Below are 20277 nucleotides of genomic sequence, written 5' to 3'. Positions count from 1 at the left end.
TAGCGCCAGGCGGCTATTCTCGAATTACATCATGGGAGACAATATGGCAGATTCCAGCAAAAAGATGCAGATCGTGTTTGCCTCGGCCGAGTGCGCACCGTTTGTTAAGACCGGTGGCCTGGGTGACGTGGCGGGCTCGCTGCCTGCGGCACTTGTGCGCGCCGGCGCCGAGGTCATCGTGATGGTCCCCAAGTACGCCACCATCAAGGACGAATACAAGGCGCAGATGGAGCACTTTGCCGACTTTTACGTGAGCCTGGGCTGGCGCAATGAGTACTGCGGGCTGGAGAAGCTCGAGCGCGACGGCGTCACCTATATGTTCGTGGACAACGAGCGCTACTTTGCGCGCGACTATCCGTACGGCTTCTTTGACGACGGCGAACGCTTTGCGTTCTTCTCCAAGGCCATCACCGAAAGCCTGCAGCACCTGCCGGCCGGTTTTGAGTGCGACATCCTGCACTGCAACGACTGGCAGACGGCGCTGGCGCCCGTGTTCTTGCGCGAGTTCTACCAGGGCCTGCCGCTGTACGACCGCGTCAAGACCGTGTTCTCGATCCACAACGTGGCGTTCCAGGGCCAGTTTAGCGACACCGTGATGGAGGACATCCTGGGTGTGGCGCATATTCCGGCGGCAGCTACGCAGCTGCGCTGCGACGCCTGCAGCATCAACTACATGCTGGGCGCGCTGCACTATGCCGATGCCATCACCACGGTGAGCCCCACCTATGCGGGCGAGATCCAGACGCCCGAGTTTGGCGAGGGCCTGGACGGCGTGCTGCGCGAGCGCTCCTACGCGCTGCAGGGCATCCTCAACGGCATTGACGTGGCGGCCTTTGACCCGGCAACCGACAAGCGCATTGCCGCCAACTACACGGTTGACGACCGTTCCGGCAAGGCCGTGTGCAAGGCCAAGCTGCAGGAAGAGCTGGGGCTCGAGGTTCGCGACGACCGTCCGCTTATGGTGATGGTCACGCGCTTGACGCGCCAGAAGGGCTTAGACCTGGTCATGTACGCGCTCGACCGCATCCTGTCCGGCGGCGTGCAGGTGGCCGTGCTGGGCACCGGCGACCGCGACTACGAGGATGGCCTGCGCTACTTCCAGGACAAGTACCCCGGCACCATGGCCGCGCGCATCGAGTTTGACCCGGCGCTGTCGCAGCGCATGTACGCCGCCGCCGATATGTTCCTGATGCCTTCGAAGTTTGAGCCTTGCGGTCTGTCGCAGATCATCGCCATGCGTTACGGCACCCTGCCCATCGTGCGCGAGACCGGTGGCCTGAAGGACACTGTTGTTCCGTACAACGAGTTCACTGGTGAGGGCACGGGCTTCTCGTTTAGCAACTTTAACGGCGACGAGATGGGCGACGCGGTCTTCCGCGCGGCGCGCCTGTTCTGGGATAACCGTGACGCTTGGAACCAGCTGGTCACGCAGGCCATGAGCCAGGACTTTAGCTGGACGCGCTCGGCCGATAAGTATCTGGACCTGTACTTCTTTATGCATCCGGAGATTGAGAGGCCGGCGGGTGTGACTGATGTTGCAGCTGTCGATGAGCCCGCTGCCGCTGAGGCCGAGCCTGCGGCGACCGTTAAGGAGCCCGCTGCCGCTGAGGAGCCCAAGGCCGAGGAGAAGCCGGCGGCCAAGGCCGAAGTTAAGCCCGACGCGAAGCCTGCCGCCAAGAAGACGACGGCCCGCAAGACGACGGCTAAGAAGGCCACGACCACGAAGGCCGCTGCTAGCAAGACTAGCGCCGCTAAGGCAACTACTGCCAAGGCATCGACTACGCGCAAGCGTACGACCGCCGCTGCCAAAAAGGCCGCCGAGGCCGAGGTCGCTCCCGAGGTAAAGGCCGAGCCCGCGGCAAAGGCTCCGGCCAAGACCGCTGCCAAGAAGACGACCGCGACCAAGACCACGACCGCTAAGAAGGCCACGGCTGCGAAGTCGACGACGACCAAGGCTGCTACGACGAAAGCCGCCGCGAAGACGACCCCGAAGGCCGCTGCAAAGCCCGCCGTCAAGGTCGAGGAGGCGCCCTCCGAGCCCAAGGCCAAGGTAGCTGTCGAGGCAAAGCCGGCCGCCAAAACCACCACGCGCAAGCGCGCTACGACGACGGTCAAAAAGGCCACGACCAAGGCTGCTGCTCCCAAGGCAGAGGCTAAGGACGAGGACAAGCCCGCAGTAAAGGCCGAGCCGGCGCCGAAGGCCGCTGAGGCCAAGACCGCTCCCAAGACTAAGGCAAAGACCGAGCCCGCCAAGAAGGCCCCGGTCTCCCCCGCCGCTCCAGCCGAGGAAAAGGCTCCGACCAAGAAGACCTCCGTCCGCAAGGCAACGGCCACCCGCAAGCGTCACTAGTCTGGACGATTAAAACTTAATCCAACGCAAAAGAGGGCGCCCCAACCAGGCGCCCTCTTCTTGGTTGAACTTCTCTATTAAAAAGAGGGCCGGTTTACTACGACAAAATAGCTCTGGCCGACCACGGAGAGTATTCTATGAAATTGGCAACACTTCTACCTGCGGATTTAATATCACCAAATTGACCGTGGTTGAGATCATTCAATTCGTCGTAGTAAACCGATGTACTTTTGTTTGACTACAAATAGTATCCGCCTGGGCGTTTTCGAATATCGCGATAATTTGGATGGTAAAACGATTTTCTAGGACAACCGTTCGCCGATGGTAAACGGATGTTGTTTATACAGCCTGTGTACAACAGATATACTTATATCTTGTGCGTAAAGCCCATGGCCCACAGGCCGTGATTCTATTGAACTGGACCGTATTATGAGATTGATTCACAACAGCCGTCTGCCGCAGTTTCGTACTCCGTTTGGCGCTGTGACCACTGGAACTTCCGTTTCGCTCTCGGTGATTTTGGAGGATGCCGACCCCAACCAGGCGACGCTCACCCTGCGCACCTGGATCGATGAGATCGGTGAGTCTCTGTATCCCATGACGCACGAGGGCGACGGCATATTTACCGTAGAGCTTGAGTGCACCGAGCCCTGTCTTATCTGGTACAGCTTTATCTGCAATATCGAGAGCCAGCCCGTGGTCCGCCTGGGTGCGCCACAAGGCCGCACCGGTGGCGAGGGCGTAACCTACAACTACGCCGAGGTCCCGTCGTTCCAGATTACCGTTTACAAGCACCGCGAAGTGCGTCCCGAGTGGTACGAGCGCGGCATGGTCTACCAGATCTTCCCCGATCGCTATGCCCGCGACGAAAACTGGCGCGAGCGCACGCTGGCCGAGGTCGAAAAACCGCGCAACGGAATCCAGCGCCGCATGGTCGAGGACTGGAACGAACCGCCCGAGTACGAGCGTGCCGAAGACGGCTCCATCAAGACCTGGGATTTTTACGGCGGCTCGCTCAAGGGTATCCAAAATGACCTGCCCCGCATTGCCGAGCTAGGCTTTACGGCCATCTACCTCAACCCGATCTTTGAGGCCGCGAGCAACCACCGCTACGACACGGCCGATTACACCAAGATCGACCCGATCCTGGGCACCGAGCAGGACTTTACGGAGCTGTGCGAGGCAGCCGAGAAGCTCGGCATTTCCATCATCCTGGACGGCGTCTTCAACCACACGGGCGACGATTCGATCTACTTTAACCGCTACGGCAATTATCCCGGCGTCGGTGCTTGGCAGAGCGAGGACTCGCCGTGGCGCGATGCGTTTTACTTCCATGAAGACGGTTCGTATGACTGCTGGTGGGGCGTGGGCAACATGCCCGCCATCAACGAGAGCTCCGAACTGGTGCGCGAGCGGCTCCTGGGCAAGGACGGCGTGATCCGCAAATGGCTGCGCGCCGGTGCCCATGGTTGGCGCCTGGACGTGGCCGACGAGCTTTCCGACGACTTCCTTGCCGAAATCAAAAAGGCCGTGCTCGCCGAGAAGCCCGACGCGCTGCTGCTCGGCGAGGTCTGGGAAGACGCCTCCAACAAGATCAGCTATGGCCACCTGCGCCGCTACCTGCAGGGCTCTGAGCTCGACTCCGCTATGGACTACCCCTTCCGCGACATGGTCATCGGCTTTTTGATGGGCTACAAGAACGCTTACCAGGCAGCCGAGGATATCGAAACCCTGCGCGAGAACTACCCGCGCGAGGCACTGGCCTGCGCGCTCAATCTGCTTTCGAGCCACGACCGTCCGCGTATCATCTCGGTGCTTGGCGGTGGCCCCGACGAGTCGCAGCTGCCCGAGAGCGAGCGCAGCAAATGGCGCCTGGACGATAACTCGATGGGCCTGGCCAAGAGCCGTTTTTGGCTGGCGACGCTCATGCAGATGACCTTCCCGGGTGTACCCTCAATCTATTACGGCGACGAGTACGGCTTGGAGGGCCTTACCGACCCGGGCAACCGCCGCACCCTGCCGACCAAGGACCAACTCCACGACTTCGACACACTGGCCATCGTTAAGAACGCGTCTGCCGTGCGCCGTGCGCTGCCCTTTATGGTCGATGGCGAGATCAAGGCCTTTGCGCTCAACGACGAAGTCTTGGCTTACACCCGCACGGGCAAAGACGGCGAGGCCGCGACGGTTATCATCAACCGCAGCCTGCGCAATTCGCACCGCGTGACGATTCCGGCGCTCGGCGAATGCGCGAGCGACGTGATCAGCGGTCACGAGTGCGAGATCCACAACGGTACCGTCACGCTCGACCTGTACCCGCTGGGCTCTTCGATCATCTATCACCATGCCGAGAAGCGCCTGCAGGAGCCGCTCGATCATGGCGCGGGCGTTGTGTGCCACATCACCTCGGTGCCGACCGATGACGGCAAGCCCGGCACAATCGGTGCGCCCACGCGTCGCTTTATCGACCATCTGGCCGCTATGGGCATGCGCTACTGGCAAGTCCTGCCCGTCAACCCCACGGACTTCTTCTGCTCCCCCTACGCCGGCCCCTCGGCCTTTGCAGGCAATATTGATCTGCTACCCGAGAGTCACGAGGAGCTGGCCGCCGACTTTGCTGCATGGAAGGCTCACGGCGGCGAGGATGCCGACCCGCTGTACACGGCGTTTAAACATCGCAACGCCGACTGGCTCGAGAAGTACTGCGTCTACATGGCCGTTAAGAAGTACTTTGAGGGCGAGTCGCGCCACGATTGGCCGGCAGATGTCGCGCGCTACAACGAGTATCTGATCGATGACAAGCGCTTCCACGACGAGGCCGAACTGCAGGCGTACATGCAGTATCGCTTTGACCTTGCCTGGTGCGAGCTCATGAACTATGCGCACAAGAAGGGCATCGAGGTCATCGGCGATATCCCGATGTATGTCTCGGACGATTCGGCCGACGCATGGAGCGAGCCCGAGAACTTCTGGCTGTCCGATACCGGCAAGGCGATTGAGATTTCGGGCGCGCCGCCCGACAACTTTGCGCCCGAGGGCCAGGTGTGGGGCAACCCCACCTTCCGATGGGATCGCATGAAGGAGAACGGCTATCGCTGGTGGATGGACCGCCTGCGTCGTGCGTTTTCGCTCTACGACCGCGTGCGCCTGGACCACTTCCTGGGCTTCCACAGCTACTTTAGCATTCCCGCCGGTAAGGCCTGTGCCGACGGCCGATGGCTGGCAGGCCCGGGCAAGGACCTGTTCCAGACCGCCTATGACGAGCTGGGCCCGCTCAACTTTATCGCCGAGGATCTGGGCTATCTGACGCCCGGCGTTCGCGCCATGGCTTCGACCTGCGGCTTCCCCGGCATGGACGTGCTGGAGTTTAGCGACTACGACGTTCGTTGCGGAATTCACCCCACACCGGGAAAGATCCTGTACACCTCGACGCACGACACCTCGACGCTTGCCGGCTGGTGCACGCGCTCCTTTGCAGGCGGCGACGAGCCGAGCGGCATTGCATTGGCAAGCGAGCTCATGGGCAACGCCCTGGCAAGCGATGCGCCGCTCGTTATGATGCCGCTGCAGGACATCCTGGGCCTGGGCGACGATGCACGTATGAACGTGCCGGGCGTGGCCACGGGCAACTGGACATGGCAGGCACAGGAGGCCGACATTGCGGCGGCCGAGGAGAAAACTGCGAAGCTCCTGCGCACCAACCATAGATTCTGGGGCGAAGCGTGATAAAACCCCCGATATGGGGTACAGTTACAGCTGTTTGAATTTTTGCGGGCAGAGCGATCTGCCCGCTTTGTGCTGAAAAGGAAGTATTATGGCGCGCTACGATTACAAGTGCACGAGCTGTGGCAACGTGTTTGAGGTTGAGCACCCCATGTCCGAGACGCCCGAGGTCATATGCCCCAGCTGCGGTGCCCCGGCATCCAAGACGTTCTCGGCCAGCGGCATCAAGTTCGACGGCAGCGGTTTCTACAACACCGACCAGCGCAGTGGCGGCTCCAGCACCAGCGCCACCAGCGGCTGTTGCGCCAACTGCCCGCATAACCACTAATAACAACGTGGCCCCGCGATCAACTCCGATCGCGGGGCCACTTATTTGCGCTATGGGTCGATAATTATTTTTAAAAATTAGTATATTTTAAAATCCGCCCATACCGGCAGCATAAGGATCATCACAAGTACCATCGCTATACCAATGAGTAGATCCGATATAGTTACCAGCTGCATCATATTGATCTAATTGACGAATGACATACTTACCACCACCATTATTGGAAGAAGAAATACTGCTAGAAGATCCACCAGAATTATTATTAGAATAGTTACTACCGCTAGAATAACTATTCTGCTGAGAAGTCTGCTGTTGAGCTTGTGCTGTTACTTCCTCTTGAGTCTTCGCCTCAGCTTCTGCTTTTGCCTTATTTACATCATCAATACGAGTTTGATAACGACTAATCTGTTCATTGATTTGATCGATGAATTTTTTAGAATCCTTTTTGGCATCTTCAAAAATCAGCTTCTGATTATCTTTGTTAGAAATATCATTAAGAAGACCATTGAGGCTATTAATATGCTGCTGGAGAGAGTCAGTATCTTCAGTAGAATTCACATCAAAATTAGCATGATCAACTAGAGAAGTATTCCACTCATTATTTTGAGCCTTACGGCAGCCTTTAATAATGGAATCATACTTATTAAGCAGCTTAGTCCAATCAGGGGAAGTGCCATCCGCATACTTAAAACTGTCATTAGAGATTTCTTTATTCAAAATCTCTTTATTATTTTGAGCATTTTTAATGGTATCAAGACGTTGCTCAAAAGTTAGTAACCCAGGATCAGCCTTAAAGGCAGCAACACTATCGCTAGCCTTTGAATACAAAACTTCAACCTGCTGATTATGTTCACTACATGCTTGTTTGTAATTGTAACCAGCATAACCACCGACACAACCAGCAATGAGCAAAGCAACAATACCGGCACCAATAATTACCCGCTTTTTAATCGAAGAATTCTCAACCTCTTCATTTTCCTGAGTATTATCTTCAGGATTGTCAATCTTGTCCCTATTAAGATCGTTCATTTTAACCCCTCAATATTAAATCTGCGAGCGGTTCATGCATCCAGAAACTTACCAAACCCAACCGCTTACTTTCATACCCGATTTATTAGTCCCATTCCCAGAAAAATCTTCCTTATGAGTTGCGGTGAAATAAGGACTGTTTGGCGGGTAGAAGCCGCTTTTCAATCCCTATTTCACCGCAACTTAGTTGTTACTTATGGACCAGGCGGGCGCAGAAGTGGCCGTCGTAGGAGTCGGCGTTTACGGGAACGCTTTGGAAGAGGCCTCGATCGTTCTGGCGTACGAAAACGAGCTTCTTGGCCTGATCGAACTCGGGGAGTTGCAGAATCTGTGCTTCGGAAAGCGGCGCCACGCTAAAGCCGGCACCCTCGAGAGAAGCCAGGAAGGCATCCACGACCTGAGTGTTCTCCTCAGCAAAAACCGAGCAGGTGGCATAGATAAGCTCACCGCCGGCAGCCACGCGCGCGGCGGCTTCCTTGAGCATCGTCATCTGCAGTTTAGGAAGCTCAACCGTCACGTCCTTTTCGGTCAAGCGCCACGGAATCTCAGGATGCCGGCGCATGGTGCCGGTACCCGAGCACGGGGCATCGATAAACACCGTATCGAACAGAACGGGTTTACCAAGCATCGCATCGAACGACGTCAGTACCTCGTCGAGCTCGCACGCATCACCCGAGACGGTACGAACGCCCTTGATACCAGCCTTATGCAGGCGCGCGAGATTCTGATCACACTTGCGATCGTGCAAATCGAGTGCAGTGTGCTGACGGTCGTAGCCGGCACGCTTAGCCTGGCACATCATCACATACGTCTTGGTACCACGACCGGCGCCAATCTCTAGGCAGCGCCCGGGACGAGTAGCCGCAGTAGCGATGAGCTGAGCGTTAAGGTCCGAGGCCACGGCCGCCGCGCGTTCAAACACACCCGACGCAACCGTAGCCTGCGAATCGACCGGCGCATGGCAGCCCGGGAACACCGGCGCCACAAGCTGCGATAGGTACGGATCAGGCTTGGTTGCAAAGGCGTTCTCGTGCAAAGCGAGCGGCGCGGGCGCCAGATTTCCTGCAAAGTTGAGCGCGCCCTCGGGCGTATCGAACGACGCCATAATGCGAGCACACAGCCAGCGCGGCATACCCATCAGGCGAGATAGGCGAACCAATCGGCGCTCAGACTCATCGGCATCCGCCGCAGTGGCAAAGTCCTCGACGTTGTCCGCGACCTTATGCAGTACGGCGTTCGCCAGACCAGCAGCCGATTTAGCGCCGCTACGAACCAGCTCAACGCCCTGACTCACGGCAACGCGACCCGGGGTATGCAGGTAGAGCATCTCGAAGGCCGAGATGCGAAGCGCCATGCGAACGCGCGGCGCGACCTTTTTGGGCTTATCGAGAAACTGATCGAGCAGCTCATCCAAAATGCCCTGCGTCGCGGCAACGCCCAGCGCCAGGCGAGCGGCAAACGTGGAATCGCGCTTGTCAATGGCCTTGGCCGTAGCGCGGGCAGAGAGCACATCGCGCGCATACACGCCGCGACGGTCGGCCTCCATCAGCACATCGAGCGCGAGCTTACGCGCGGGGGAAAGCTTGCTCATGACAAAGCACCCCACGTCAGATCGGCGCCCTGCAGGCCGGCAGCCCAGGCAGAAGCAGCCATAGCGCGCTTGCCATCGGGCTTAACCTCAAGCAGCTCGACCGCACCATCGGAAAGTCCCAGGTAGACACGCTTGCTCTTAACGGCAACAGCGCCCTCGCCAAGCGACACATCCGCCAGCGCAGCATCGAGCACGCGAACCGACTTACCGGCAATCACGCAGCGAGCGGGTGCAGTGTCGGACGAAGCCAACACGTGACGCACGCAATCGAGCGCCGCCATCTGCGGATCCAGACGCATCTCCTGCTTGGAAATCTTGGCAGCATGCGTGACGAGCGACTCATCCTGCTCGGTCCACACCGCTGTGTCATCGGCAAGCGAGGGCAGCGTATCGGCCAGCAGCTTACCGCCCAGCTCGCCAAGCTCCATCGTCAGTGCCTCGGCATGCTTGCCGGCGACAGATGTCGAGGCCTGCGCACAATAAGCGCCGGTATCCACGCCATGCCCAATACGCATAATGGAAACGCCGGCAACCTCATCACCAGCAAGAATCGCACGCTGAATGGGAGCGGCGCCACGCCAACGCGGCAGCAGCGAAGCATGAACATTCACAATACCAAGCGGCGCCATATGCAGCACCTCATCGGGCAAAATGCAGCCATAGGCAGCCACGCAGAATATATCAGCCTGCGCAGCCTGAAGCGACTCGACAACCTCGGGCGTCATACGATTGGCCTCAACAACCGGCAACCCCAGCTCAAGCGCCTTGGCCTTAACAGGAGAAGGCTCAAGCTTCTTACCACGCCCACGAACAGCATCGGGACGAGTAATGACAAGCGCAATCTCATTCCCAGCCTCAACAAGCGAAGTCAGCGAAGGCACAGCAAAATCAGGCGTACCCATAAACACAATACGCATAAAGAACGTCTCCCCTCAACCAAAGCCGAGACAGCTACAAATAACGGCGGAAAGCCAAGTACACAGCCCATCCGCAATAACAATTCAACAAGAACAAATATACCCAAAACCAAAGAAAGAGCCGCAATAAAAGCAGCTCTCTCAACAAAGCACCTATCAGCGAAGACGTCCCTCCCTGGCCCGACGGCACCCGGGCGAGATAAGCAGCGTCAAAGTAGTCCCCGGGGCGCCCGCCTATATCGTCCCGCGCGCAGTTTCGCAGCGCAGCGAGAATGTTTGAGCACGGGATGATATAGGCGGGCGCCCCGGGGACGGACGACCTACTCCGTCTCGCCCGGTCGAGCGCCGCGAGCCAGGGCGTCCTGGTACTCCTTGACGGCCTTGAGCCTCTGCATGGGCTTCAGTCGCTCGAACATGGTGTTGCCGTGCAGGTGATCGATCTCGTGCTGTAGGCACACGCAGAACAGGTCGCCTGTGGCCTCATAGCGAATCAGGTTGGCATCCAGGTCATAAGCCTCGACGACGACATGGTCGGGACGCTCAATCTCGCAGCTAATGCCGGGGATGGACAGGCAGCCCTCGCTAAACGGCACCAGATGGTCGCTCTGCTCAACAATGACGGGATTGATGAGCACGTACGGATCGTAGTCGTTCTTGTCGCTGTAATCGCAGTCGATGGTGACAAGCTGAATGAGCTCGCCGATCTGCGGGGCAGCCAGACCGCAACCACCGTTGTCGAACATCATCTTCTTCATCTTCTCGGCGAGTGCCTCGATCGCCGGGGTGATCTCCTCGATGACGGCGCACTCCTGGCGCAGTCGAGGGTCGGGCGACAGTACGATTCCGTTGGCTTCCATGGCCATCCTTTCGGGTTGTTACATCAAATCATAGGCGTCGACGTCAACACTCACGCTCACGCCACGCACGGAACCCACCTCTTTGAGGCAGGCATCGATATCATCAGAGACATGGTACCCCACGGGCGACTTCACAAGCAGGTGGAAGCGATAACGGTCCTTTGCTCTCTCGATTACACACGAAGCCGGACCCAGCACCTGCGGCACCGCGCTGCCCGACCGCAAAAAGTCGGGAGCGGCGGCATGCCATCGGCGCTTGAGCAGCTTTGCGATGCGCCCGATATAATCCTGCGCATCGTCGCGGCTAGCCGACCACACCAAAATGTTGACCAGACGAACGAACGGCGGATACAGTGCGTCGCGGCGCTGGTCCAGGTCGTAGTCGGTAAAGATCGAACGGTCGTGCTCGGCGACGGCGCGGATGACTGGGTCCTCGGGCAGATAGGTCTGGATGACGACCTCGCCAGGGCGATCGCCGCGTCCGGCACGGCCCGCGACCTGCTCCAGCAAATCGTAGGCGCGCTCCCCCGCTCTAAAATCGGGCAGCTTTAACGCAAAGTCGGCATTGACTACACCCACAAGCGTGACCTCGGGAAAATCGAGGCCCTTGGCGATCATCTGGGTGCCCAGCAGCACCGCGCAATCGGCGGCATCGAACTGCTCGAGCAACTTTTTATGCGCGTCCTTGCCACGCGTGGAATCAGCGTCCATGCGAATGATGGCGACGTCCTCGGGCAGCATTTGGTGCAGCGCGTCCTCAATCTGCTGCGTGCCCAGGCCCATTTTTGCCAGGTAGCGGCTGCCGCATTTGGGGCAACGACTCGTGGGTGCGGGATACGGCTGCACGCGCCAGGACGAACCACAGGTGTGACACTGCAGCGTGTGCGTGCGCTCGTGGTACGTAAGCGCCGTGGAGCAGTGGTTGCAAGTGGGGACGCAACCGCACTCGCGACACATCAAAAACGGCGCAAAGCCGCGGCGGTTATGCAACAGCACAGCCTTCTCTCGCCGCTCCACAACGCGCTCCAGGCCTTCCATCAGCGGTTTTGAGAACATTGAGCGGCTACCGTGCGAGAACTCGCGGCGTAGGTCGGCAATGCGGACCGTAGGCAGGACCGCGTGACCCGGGCGTTCGGGCATCTCGACGCGCGTCCACGTGACGCCGCCGTACGTGCCGCGGTGGCAGCGGTCGAGGGCCTCGGCAGAAGGCGTAGCCGAGCCCAGCACGAGTGGGCAGCGATAGCGGCGCGCCATCTCGGCCGCCACCTCGCGCGCATGGTAGCGCGGACTGGAGCCCTGTTTGTAGCTGGTCTCGTGCTCCTCGTCGATGATGATGAGGCCCAGGTCGCTGAGCGGGCAAAAGAGTGCCGAACGCGCGCCGACGACAACACGGGCGGCGCCACTTGCGACCATATCCCACTGGTCCAGGCGCTCACCGGCCGAAAGACGGGAATGGAAGACCGCGACCGTCTCGCCAAAGCGCGAACGGAAGCGGCCGACGGTTTGAGCCGTCAGCGAGATCTCGGGCACAAGCACGCACGCTGAGCGCCCGGCCGCGAGCACGCGCTCGATAGCGGAGAGGTAGACCTCGGTTTTACCGGATCCGGTGACGCCGTCGACAAGGACCACGTCGCCGTGTGCGTCCAGGCGAGCACGCTCAATCTGCGCGAGCGCCTGCTGCTGGCCGTTCGTGAGCGCGACCGGCGCCTTGCCGCTTGCCGAGGACAACGTGGTCTGCTCGCTGCAGCCACGCCAGGCGCGGCGCTCCTCCACCACCACGACGCCGCGTTTTTCGAGCGCCTTGATGGTCGCCGACATGTTGTTGTAGAGCAGGTTGAGATCGCGCGTCGTGACGGGGCCGCACTGAAGCGCCTCGATGAGCTGGCGTTGACGAACGGCAGTCTTGGGCGGCGTATAGTCAAAGCCATCGGGCGTAAGCATCACCCAGCGGTTTTGGATAGGCTTGACGGCGGGGCGCTCAACGGTCCACGCGCCGTCATCGCCCTTGACCACGCGCGGACTTCCACCCGGAGGCAAGAATAGGCGCAGGCACTCGGAAAGAGTTGCGACGTACTCGCGACTCATCCAGCGCGCAATGCGTGCAGCCTCAGCGGTAAAGAGCGGCTTGCTGAGGATAGCCTCGATAGGCTTGATGCGCGCGGGGTCGAGGGCGTCGTTACCTTGTAGGTTGGCAAGCTCGGGCGCGATGTCGACGATATAGCCCGCGGCCGCACGGTTGCCAAAATGGACTAGGACGGTGGAGCCGATCTGGTCATCGTTGGCGAGTGACTGCGGAATGCCGTAGGCAAACGGCTCGGACAGCGCACGGGTCGGGATGTCGAGAACCACGCTCGCGTAGGCGGCGACGGGCTCAGATGCGGGCTCGGGCTGCGCCGGGGCGGCAGCAGGGGCCGCGGACTTCGGAGCTTCCTTAGGTTCCGGCGAACCAAACAGCGAAAGTTGCTCGGCCATGGTCTCTGCACCTCCCATCCCATACGTCTTTAGAAACAAGAGCCCCGCTCGGGTGAGCGGGGCTCGGATACATGCGTTTACGCTACTGCTACAGCGCCATCGTGCGGGCGCGGTCGATGCGCGCCAGGCAGTCGTCGCGGCCGACGAGCGCCATGGTCTCGCCCAGCGGAGGGCTCACCATGTTGCCGCAAACGGCGACGCGCACGGCCTGGAACACCACGCGCTTCTTAAGGTCCATCTGCTCGGGCAGCGGCTCAAGCGCGGCGTCGATGTTGGCAGCCGTCCACTCGGTAACACCCTCGAGCGCGACCTTGGCGGCATCCAGGATGGCACTCATGCCTTCCTTGGCCAGCCCCTTGTTGACGGACTTCTCATCATACTCGAGCGTATCGGCCGTAGCGAAGATGGGAGCGGCGACGGTCACGGCGTCGGCCGGCATCTTGGTGCGCGGCTTGACGATGGCAGCGAGCGCGTCGATCCAGTCCTCGCCGTACTCGACGTTGCCCTCGATGAGGCCTGCCTCGTGCAGCTCGGGGACCATGATCTCGTTGGCAAACTGGGCATCGGTCATGCCGTTGATGTACTCGGCATTGACCCAGTCGAGCTTCTTGGGATCGAAGGTCGCCGGGTTCTTGGAGATGCGGTCGAGCGAGAACTTGCTGGCCAGGACGTCGCGCGGGATGATCGTGGTCTCGCCGTCGAGCGACCAGCCGAGCAGCGCCAGGTAGTTGACGAACGCGTCGGGCAGGTAACCCGCGTCGCGGTACTCCTCCACCGAGGTGGCGCCGTGGCGCTTGGAGAGCTTTTTGCCGTCGGCACCCAAGATCATGGAGATGTGGGCGAACGTAGGCACGGGCGCGCCGAGGGCCTCATAGACCATGACCTGACGCGGGGTGTTGGACAGGTGGTCGTCGCCGCGGATGACATGGGTGATCTTCATCATGGCGTCGTCGACGACGGTCGCGAAGTTATACGTGGGCGTGCCATCGGAGCGGAAGATGACAAAGTCGTCGAGCTCCTTGGCGTCGAAGGTCACCTCACCGTGGACGGCGTCGTGGATGACGACGTCGCCGCGGTCCTCGGGCACCTTGATGCGCAGGACGTAGGACTCGCCGGCCTCGATGCGGCGGCGGGCCTCCTCGGGATCAAGATCGCGGCAGCGGCGCTGATAGCCCTGGAAGGGGTCCTTGCGCTCCTGAGCGGCCTTGCGATCGGCCTCGAGCTGCTCCTTGGTGCAGAAGCAGGGATAGGCCTTGCCCTCGTCCCAGAGCTGCTGGGCGGCCTGCTTGTACAGGTCCAGGCGCTCGGTCTGGGCATAGGGACCAAAGTCGCCGCCCACCTCGGGACCCTCGTCCCAGTCAAGACCCAGCCAACGCATGGCGCGCAGAATGATCTGCGTGTTCTCGTCGGTGGAACGGGTGGGGTCGGTGTCGTCGATGCGCAGGATGAACGTGCCGCCGTTTGCGCGGGCAAAAGCCCAGTTATAGATAGCGGTGCGGGCGCCGCCGATGTGCAGCTTGCCCGTCGGTGAGGGTGCAAAGCGGACGCGAACGTCTGATGCCATGGAAATCTCCTCGATTGCAGGATGGATGTCTAACCGCACCAGTATAAAGCAACAAAGCAACCTCCGCACAAAGGGCACCGACCCAGTCATTGGGGACAGACTTAAATGACCACCCAATGAGCACCGACCTACTCATTTAAGTCTGTCCCCAATGAGTAGGTGCGGAAAGGGTGTGAATGTTGGATTTACGCGCTATGATGTCCCCTTGCATACAGAGCCCGGCGGAATGGTAACGGTCGCCGGGACGCGTTTTTGAAAGGACAATCATGTCAGAAGAGCTTCGTTCCATCCCACCCCAACACGGATCCTTTGTGTTTACGTCGGAGTCGGTGACCGAAGGTCATCCCGATAAGATCGCCGACCAGATCAGCGATGCCGTCCTCGACGCAATCCTTGCCAAAGAAATAGAGCTGCAGGAGCAGGGCTATATTGCGCCCAACGGCGTGCCCGCCAACGTGGAAAACGTCCGCTGCGCCTGCGAGACCCTCGTGACCACCGGCACCGTCATCGTTGCCGGCGAGATCCGCACCCAGGCCTACGTCGACGTGCAGGAAATTGCCCGTGGCGTTATCCGCCGCATTGGTTACAACCGTGCAAAGTTCGGTTTTGACTGCGATACCTGCGGCGTTATGAGCCTCATCCACGAGCAGTCGCCCGATATCGCCCAGGGTGTCGACGAGTCCTTCGAGACCCAGACCGGCGCTACCACCGACCCGATCGACCTGATCGGCGCCGGCGACCAGGGCATGATGTTCGGCTACGCCTCCAACGAGACCAAGACCCTCATGCCCATGCCGCACTACCTGGCAAGCCGCCTGGCCGAGCGCCTGTCCGCCGTGCGCCACGACGGTACCCTGCCCTATCTGCGCCCCGACGGCAAGACTCAGGTCACGGTGCGCTACGAGGACGGCAAGCCAGTCGAGGTCACGACCATCGTCATCTCCACGCAGCACGCTGCCGAAATTGAGGACATGGGCAAGATCAAGGACGACCTCATCGAGCACGTCATCACCCCCGTCATGGCTGCCGAGAACATGCCGTGGAACAACGCCGACATCTACGTGAACCCCACCGGTCGCTTTGTCGTGGGCGGCCCCATGGGCGACACGGGCCTCACCGGCCGCAAGATCATCGTCGACACCTACGGCGGTTACGGCCGTCACGGCGGCGGCGCCTTTAGCGGCAAGGACTGCACCAAGGTCGACCGTTCCGCCGCATACGCCGCGCGCTGGGTCGCCAAGAACGTGGTGGCTGCCGGCCTGGCCGACCGCTGCGAGGTCGAGCTGGCCTACGCCATCGGCGTGTCCAAGCCGCTGTCGATCATGGTCGACACCTTTGGCACCGCACATGTTGCCGAGGACAAGATCGTCGAGGCCGTGGAGAAGACCTTCGACCTGCGCCCGGGCGCCATCATCCGCGACCTGGACCTGCGTCGACCGATCTACGAGAAGACGGCAGCCTACGGTCACTTTGGCCGAGAAGACCCCGACTTCACCTGGGAAAAGACCGATCGAGTCAAAGAACTCAAAGCAGCCTGCGGCCTGTAAGCAAGCGGCAAAAGCTGCAATCAAATAGAAACGCACAAATAGAGGTACCGGAACAACCGGTACCTCTTATTTATTAACCGGTGGCGAAGATGAGTCAACATGGGACGCAGAATAGGTCCCCAGCCGATGAATTTTGCAGCAAGCGTGCCTCTACCATGTATCCTAAGTTCCGAGAGCTTTAGTATTTGGTCGATCGCGAGTTCCGCACGAGCCGGAGGCCACTTAATGCGGCCTCCGTGCGAGCAGGACTGTCCGAGCAGGCGACCAAATACTAAAGCCCTCGGAACGGCGGGACAGAGTATGCCCCACCCCTCGGGACGAAGAGATAAGATAAAGGAGCAGCCATGGCAGGCAAGCCGCAAACACTAGCTACGACCTCGGCATTCGAGATCTTGGGCCCCATCATGGTCGGCCCCAGCTCATCGCACACCGCCGGCGCCCTGCGCTGCGCCCAGGTTGCCGCCAGCCTGCTGGAAGGTCGCATCACCAAGGTCACCTTTGGCCTGTGGAACTCCTTTGCCCATACCTACCGCGGCCACGGCACCGACCGCGCGCTCGTCGCGGGTATCTTGGGGCTCGATACCGACGACGAGAACATCAAGCAGGCCTTTGACCTCGCGCGCGAGCAGGGCCTCGACTATCACTTTGAAATTAAGGGCGACGACGCCTCAATCCACCCCAACACCGTCGACATCGACATGGTCGACGACACGGGCGCCACGGCACAGGTCCGCGGCGAGAGCCTTGGCGGCGGCAAGATGCGCATCAGCCGCATCAACGGCGTTGGCGTCGACATCTCGGGCATGTATTCCACGCTCTTCGTGGCGCACCAGGACGTCCCCGGCGTGCTCGCCGCGCTCACGAACCTGCTTGCCTACGCCCACGTCAACATCGCCTTCTGCCGCACCTACCGCACCGAGGTGGGCGGTCAGGCCTACTCCGTCTTTGAGACCGACGGCGCTCCCGACGACACCGTCGTCCCCATGCTGCGAAAGCTCGACAATGTCGATTACGCCACATTTATCGAGCTCCCGGGCTCGGCCTCGTCGCTCTCCCCCGGCGTCTCGGCCAAGGAGATCTTCGACGACGGCGAGCAGCTGCTCGATGCGTGCGCCGAGCTCGGCCTAAATATTGGCGCCGTCATGGCCGTGCGCGAGGCGCGTCTAACCGGCGAGGCCCATGCTATCGCAGCCATGCGCCGCGTGCTCGACGTCATGCGCGAGGAGACCACGGCGCCCATCGCCAATCCGCAGCGATCGCTCGGCGGGCTGATCGGCGGCGAGGCCAAGCTCGTCGATGCCACCTGCCGCAACGATTTGAGCACAAGCCTGATGGGCCCCGTTCAGACCGATGCCGTGGCCCGCGCGATGGCCGTGCTCGAGCGCTCCGCCACCATGGGCGTGATCGTTGCCGCCCCCACGGCCGGCTCCGCGGGCGTCGTCCCCGGCTGCGTGCTGGCGCTCGCCGATCACCTCCAGCTCGACGACGAACAGGTCATGGATGCCCTCTACTGCGCCGCCGCCATCGGCCTCAACCTCACCACGAGCGCCTGCGTCGCCGGCGCCGAGGGCGGATGCCAGGCCGAGGTTGGAAGCGCTGCCGCCATGGCCGCCGCCGCGCTGGTCCAGATGATGGGCGGCACTCCCGAGCAGGCGCTCGACGCCAGCTCCATCGCACTGAGCAACCTGTTGGGCCTCGTTTGCGACCCCGTCGGTGGCCTTGTCGAGGTGCCCTGCCAAAACCGCAACGCCATCGGCGTGGCCGCGGCCTTCAGCTCGGCGCAGCTCGCCCTCGCCGGCATCAAGAGCCTGGTGCCGTTTGACCAGATGGCGCACGTGATGCTCTCGGTTGGCCACGCCCTGCCCGCCACGCTGCGCGAGACGGCCAAGGGCGGCATCGCGCAGGCACCGGCAGCACTCTCGGCGTGCGCAAAATGCGGAATATGCGGATAGCGAGCAAAAGCGAACGATAGGTGGGACATATGTCCCACCTATCGTTTATCGCCACTGTTTTCGTAACACAAGCAACTGCGTAATCGCTATAATTCAAGCCCAGTTAAAACACGATGAGCCGTAAGGCGAAACTCGAAGGAAATATATACGATGTCGCAAATCGACCGCAGCCAACTGATCCCCGATCCGCAACAGCCCAGCAGGCAGCCCGGAGGCATCCAATCGCCGCGTCCCGTAGCGCCAGCTCATGGCCAACAGCACGGCGCGGCAAATACCTCCCCGCGCCCCAATCAGGGCCAGCATCAGCAGCGTCAGCAGCGTTCCGCACATGGCGCCGGTCACAACCAGGGCCCTTCGCACACTCGAGTTTCTAACAACCGCGGCCCCGCCGACAACCGCTCCGCAAAGGGCAATAAGACGGGCGGCAAGACGGCGTTCTTCGTCGTCCTCGGCCTTGTCGCTATCGTCTATATCGTGGGCGTCGTGGCGTTTTCGCAGATTGCCTACCCCAACACCACCGTCGCCGGCGTCGATATCTCGTTTTCCAACGCCTCATCCGCCGCTACCAAGGTAGACTCCGCCTGGAAGCACTACAAGCTCACCGTTTCGGGAGATGACTTTAGCTGGACCTATCAGCCCGAATCCGACGAGCCCATCGTCGACGGCGAGGCAGCTGCCCACGAGATTATCGGCAGCAACGAGCCACTGCTGTGGCCTTCGCGCCTGATTGCCTCGCTCGGCGGCAAGAACATTAGCGCAACCAAAAACGGTACCATCGACCTGGAACAGGACGTCGACCTGTCCATGCTCTCGGACGCCTTTGACCAAAAGCAGTTCGAAGGGGATCTGGGCGCCGCCATCGACGCTTTCAACGAAGGCCGCTCGGGCACCTTTGAGGCATCGAGCTCCTACGACGAGAAGGCGGGCAAGTTCACGGTCGAGAAGGCCCGCTCCAACGAAAAGCTCAACCGCGAGCATGTCATTAAGTATGCGGAGATCGAGCTCGCGTCGCTGGCCGAGACCGTCGATCTTACGAAGCTCGGCAACGATGCCTACGAGCCGCTCAACGGCACGCTCACCAACGACCAGATCCAGGCCGCTTGCGATGCCGCCAACAACTTCCTGGGCGTTAACGTGACCCTTAAGCTCAACGGCAACGATGCCGGCAAGGTCGACGGCAGCTCGGTGCTGCAGTGGATCAGCTTTGCCGACCCCGCGAACCCCACACTCGACACCTCCCAGATCAGCAACTGGGCAGCAGACCTCGCCAATGGCTTTAACACCGTGGGCTCCACTCGTTGGTGGACGCGCGCCGATGGCAAGCAATGTGCCGTCGAAGGCGGTGACTTTGGTTGGTCTATCGATAGCAGCACGCTTGCCAAGCAGGTCGAGGATGCTATTAACAACAAGCAGACCGGCGAAATTGAGATCAATTACTCCCAGAAGGCCGACACCTTTACCGCCAAGGGCGAGCCCGATTGGAAGGCGTATATCGACGTCGACCTGTCCGAGCAGCACGCACGCTACTATGACGAGGGCGGCAATATCGTGTGGGAGGCCAACTTTATTTCCGGCAAACCGGGCGAAGACGCCACCCCCGAGGGCGTGTGGCAGATCAACAGCAACGACGGCGCCACCAAGCTTATCGGCGCCAAGGACCCCAAGACCGGTAAGCCCAAATACGAGAGCCCGGTGAGCTACTGGATGCCGTTTGAGGGCAACATGGTTGGCTTCCACGACGCTACCTGGCAAAACGATTCGAGTTTCGATAGTGCCGAATCGTACAAATGGTGCGGTAGCCACGGCTGCATCAATCTGCGCCTGGCCGATGCCAAGGCGCTCCACGACTGCATCAAAGTCGGTCTGTGCGTGGTCGTGCATTCCTAGCACGTCACGCGCAACGCAACAAAGCTCAGCGACACCTACCTTTCGATGCTGAAAGAAACG

General features: G+C 60.5%; 12 protein-coding genes. 6 read left to right on the top strand and 6 right to left on the bottom strand.

Features of this window, described 5'->3' with window-relative positions:
• The first annotated feature begins 43 nt into the window (after window positions 1-43).
• From glgA to ACKUUJ_RS01330, 3 genes are all read left to right on the top strand, one after another.
• On the top strand, window positions 44-2350 hold the full coding sequence (glgA, locus tag ACKUUJ_RS01340; RefSeq protein WP_409064404.1) for a glycogen synthase GlgA: 2307 nt from the start codon (window positions 44-46) through the stop codon (window positions 2348-2350).
• A gap of 429 nt (window positions 2351-2779) precedes the next feature.
• Window positions 2780-6076, top strand: a complete 3297-nt coding sequence (locus ACKUUJ_RS01335) for a 4-alpha-glucanotransferase (protein ID WP_409064403.1) — start codon at window positions 2780-2782, stop codon at window positions 6074-6076.
• Window positions 6077-6164: 88 nt separating this feature from the next.
• Window positions 6165-6401 carry an FmdB family zinc ribbon protein gene (locus tag ACKUUJ_RS01330; RefSeq protein ID WP_409064402.1) on the top strand — a complete coding sequence of 79 codons (237 nt, stop codon included), beginning with the start codon at window positions 6165-6167 and terminating at the stop codon, window positions 6399-6401.
• Between the two features lie 87 nt (window positions 6402-6488).
• Here the strand turns inward: ACKUUJ_RS01330 and ACKUUJ_RS01325 are convergent, their stop codons facing one another.
• From ACKUUJ_RS01325 to gltX, 6 genes are all read right to left on the bottom strand, one after another.
• The gene (locus ACKUUJ_RS01325) at window positions 6489-7430 is read right to left on the bottom strand and encodes a hypothetical protein (RefSeq protein ID WP_409064401.1); all 942 of its coding nucleotides are present in this window, start codon (window positions 7428-7430) and stop codon (window positions 6489-6491) included.
• 190 nt (window positions 7431-7620) lie between these two features.
• The gene (locus ACKUUJ_RS01320; protein WP_409064400.1) at window positions 7621-9021 is read right to left on the bottom strand and encodes an RsmB/NOP family class I SAM-dependent RNA methyltransferase; all 1401 of its coding nucleotides are present in this window, start codon (window positions 9019-9021) and stop codon (window positions 7621-7623) included.
• Window positions 9018-9938: a methionyl-tRNA formyltransferase gene (gene fmt / locus ACKUUJ_RS01315; protein ID WP_409064399.1), complete on the bottom strand. Its 921-nt coding sequence runs from the start codon at window positions 9936-9938 to the stop codon at window positions 9018-9020. The genes ACKUUJ_RS01320 and fmt overlap by 4 nt, the downstream gene beginning before the upstream one ends.
• A gap of 320 nt (window positions 9939-10258) precedes the next feature.
• A complete protein-coding gene (gene def / locus ACKUUJ_RS01310; RefSeq protein WP_117583490.1) occupies window positions 10259-10795 on the bottom strand; it encodes a peptide deformylase in 537 nt (178 codons plus the stop codon).
• Between the two features lie 18 nt (window positions 10796-10813).
• Entirely contained in the window at window positions 10814-13267 is a 2454-nt protein-coding gene (priA, locus tag ACKUUJ_RS01305) for a primosomal protein N' (protein WP_409064398.1), read from the bottom strand.
• 88 nt (window positions 13268-13355) lie between these two features.
• A complete protein-coding gene (gltX, locus tag ACKUUJ_RS01300) occupies window positions 13356-14831 on the bottom strand; it encodes a glutamate--tRNA ligase (protein ID WP_409064397.1) in 1476 nt (491 codons plus the stop codon).
• 266 nt (window positions 14832-15097) lie between these two features.
• On the opposite strand from gltX, the gene metK reads away from it, so the two are divergent.
• The 3 genes from metK to ACKUUJ_RS01285 all read left to right on the top strand — a co-directional run bounded on the left by metK (window position 15098) and on the right by ACKUUJ_RS01285 (window position 20217).
• Window positions 15098-16378, top strand: coding sequence for a methionine adenosyltransferase (gene metK, locus ACKUUJ_RS01295; RefSeq protein WP_390397706.1), 1281 nt, complete (start codon window positions 15098-15100; stop codon window positions 16376-16378).
• Window positions 16379-16722: 344 nt separating this feature from the next.
• Window positions 16723-18330 (top strand): L-serine ammonia-lyase, iron-sulfur-dependent, subunit alpha, encoded by a 1608-nt coding sequence (gene sdaAA / locus ACKUUJ_RS01290; protein WP_409064396.1) that lies wholly within the window; start codon window positions 16723-16725, stop codon window positions 18328-18330.
• A 150-nt stretch (window positions 18331-18480) separates the two neighbouring features.
• Entirely contained in the window at window positions 18481-20217 is a 1737-nt protein-coding gene (locus ACKUUJ_RS01285; protein ID WP_409064395.1) for a L,D-transpeptidase, read from the top strand.
• The last annotated feature ends 60 nt before the right edge of the window (window positions 20218-20277 follow it).

Origin of the sequence: Collinsella sp. wc0583 (assembly GCF_046116915.1) — a bacterium.
Lineage (GTDB): Bacteria > Actinomycetota > Coriobacteriia > Coriobacteriales > Coriobacteriaceae > Collinsella.
Note: the sequence above shows the minus strand (reverse complement) of the source record. Positions and strands in the feature narration are given on the sequence as shown.

Excerpts from the sequence above, each read along its gene's own strand:
- ACKUUJ_RS01285 (WP_409064395.1), top strand. The coding sequence starts at position 18,481 with ATGTCGCAAATCGACCGCAGCCAACTGATCCCCGATCCGCAACAGCCC.
- gltX (WP_409064397.1), bottom strand. The coding sequence starts at position 14,831 with ATGGCATCAGACGTTCGCGTCCGCTTTGCACCCTCACCGACGGGCAAG.
- ACKUUJ_RS01325 (WP_409064401.1), bottom strand. The coding sequence starts at position 7,430 with ATGAACGATCTTAATAGGGACAAGATTGACAATCCTGAAGATAATACT.
- ACKUUJ_RS01330 (WP_409064402.1), top strand. The coding sequence starts at position 6,165 with ATGGCGCGCTACGATTACAAGTGCACGAGCTGTGGCAACGTGTTTGAG.
- ACKUUJ_RS01335 (WP_409064403.1), top strand. The coding sequence starts at position 2,780 with ATGAGATTGATTCACAACAGCCGTCTGCCGCAGTTTCGTACTCCGTTT.
- def (WP_117583490.1), bottom strand. The coding sequence starts at position 10,795 with ATGGAAGCCAACGGAATCGTACTGTCGCCCGACCCTCGACTGCGCCAG.
- glgA (WP_409064404.1), top strand. The coding sequence starts at position 44 with ATGGCAGATTCCAGCAAAAAGATGCAGATCGTGTTTGCCTCGGCCGAG.
- priA (WP_409064398.1), bottom strand. The coding sequence starts at position 13,267 with ATGGCCGAGCAACTTTCGCTGTTTGGTTCGCCGGAACCTAAGGAAGCT.
- ACKUUJ_RS01320 (WP_409064400.1), bottom strand. The coding sequence starts at position 9,021 with ATGAGCAAGCTTTCCCCCGCGCGTAAGCTCGCGCTCGATGTGCTGATG.
- sdaAA (WP_409064396.1), top strand. The coding sequence starts at position 16,723 with ATGGCAGGCAAGCCGCAAACACTAGCTACGACCTCGGCATTCGAGATC.
- metK (WP_390397706.1), top strand. The coding sequence starts at position 15,098 with ATGTCAGAAGAGCTTCGTTCCATCCCACCCCAACACGGATCCTTTGTG.
- fmt (WP_409064399.1), bottom strand. The coding sequence starts at position 9,938 with ATGCGTATTGTGTTTATGGGTACGCCTGATTTTGCTGTGCCTTCGCTG.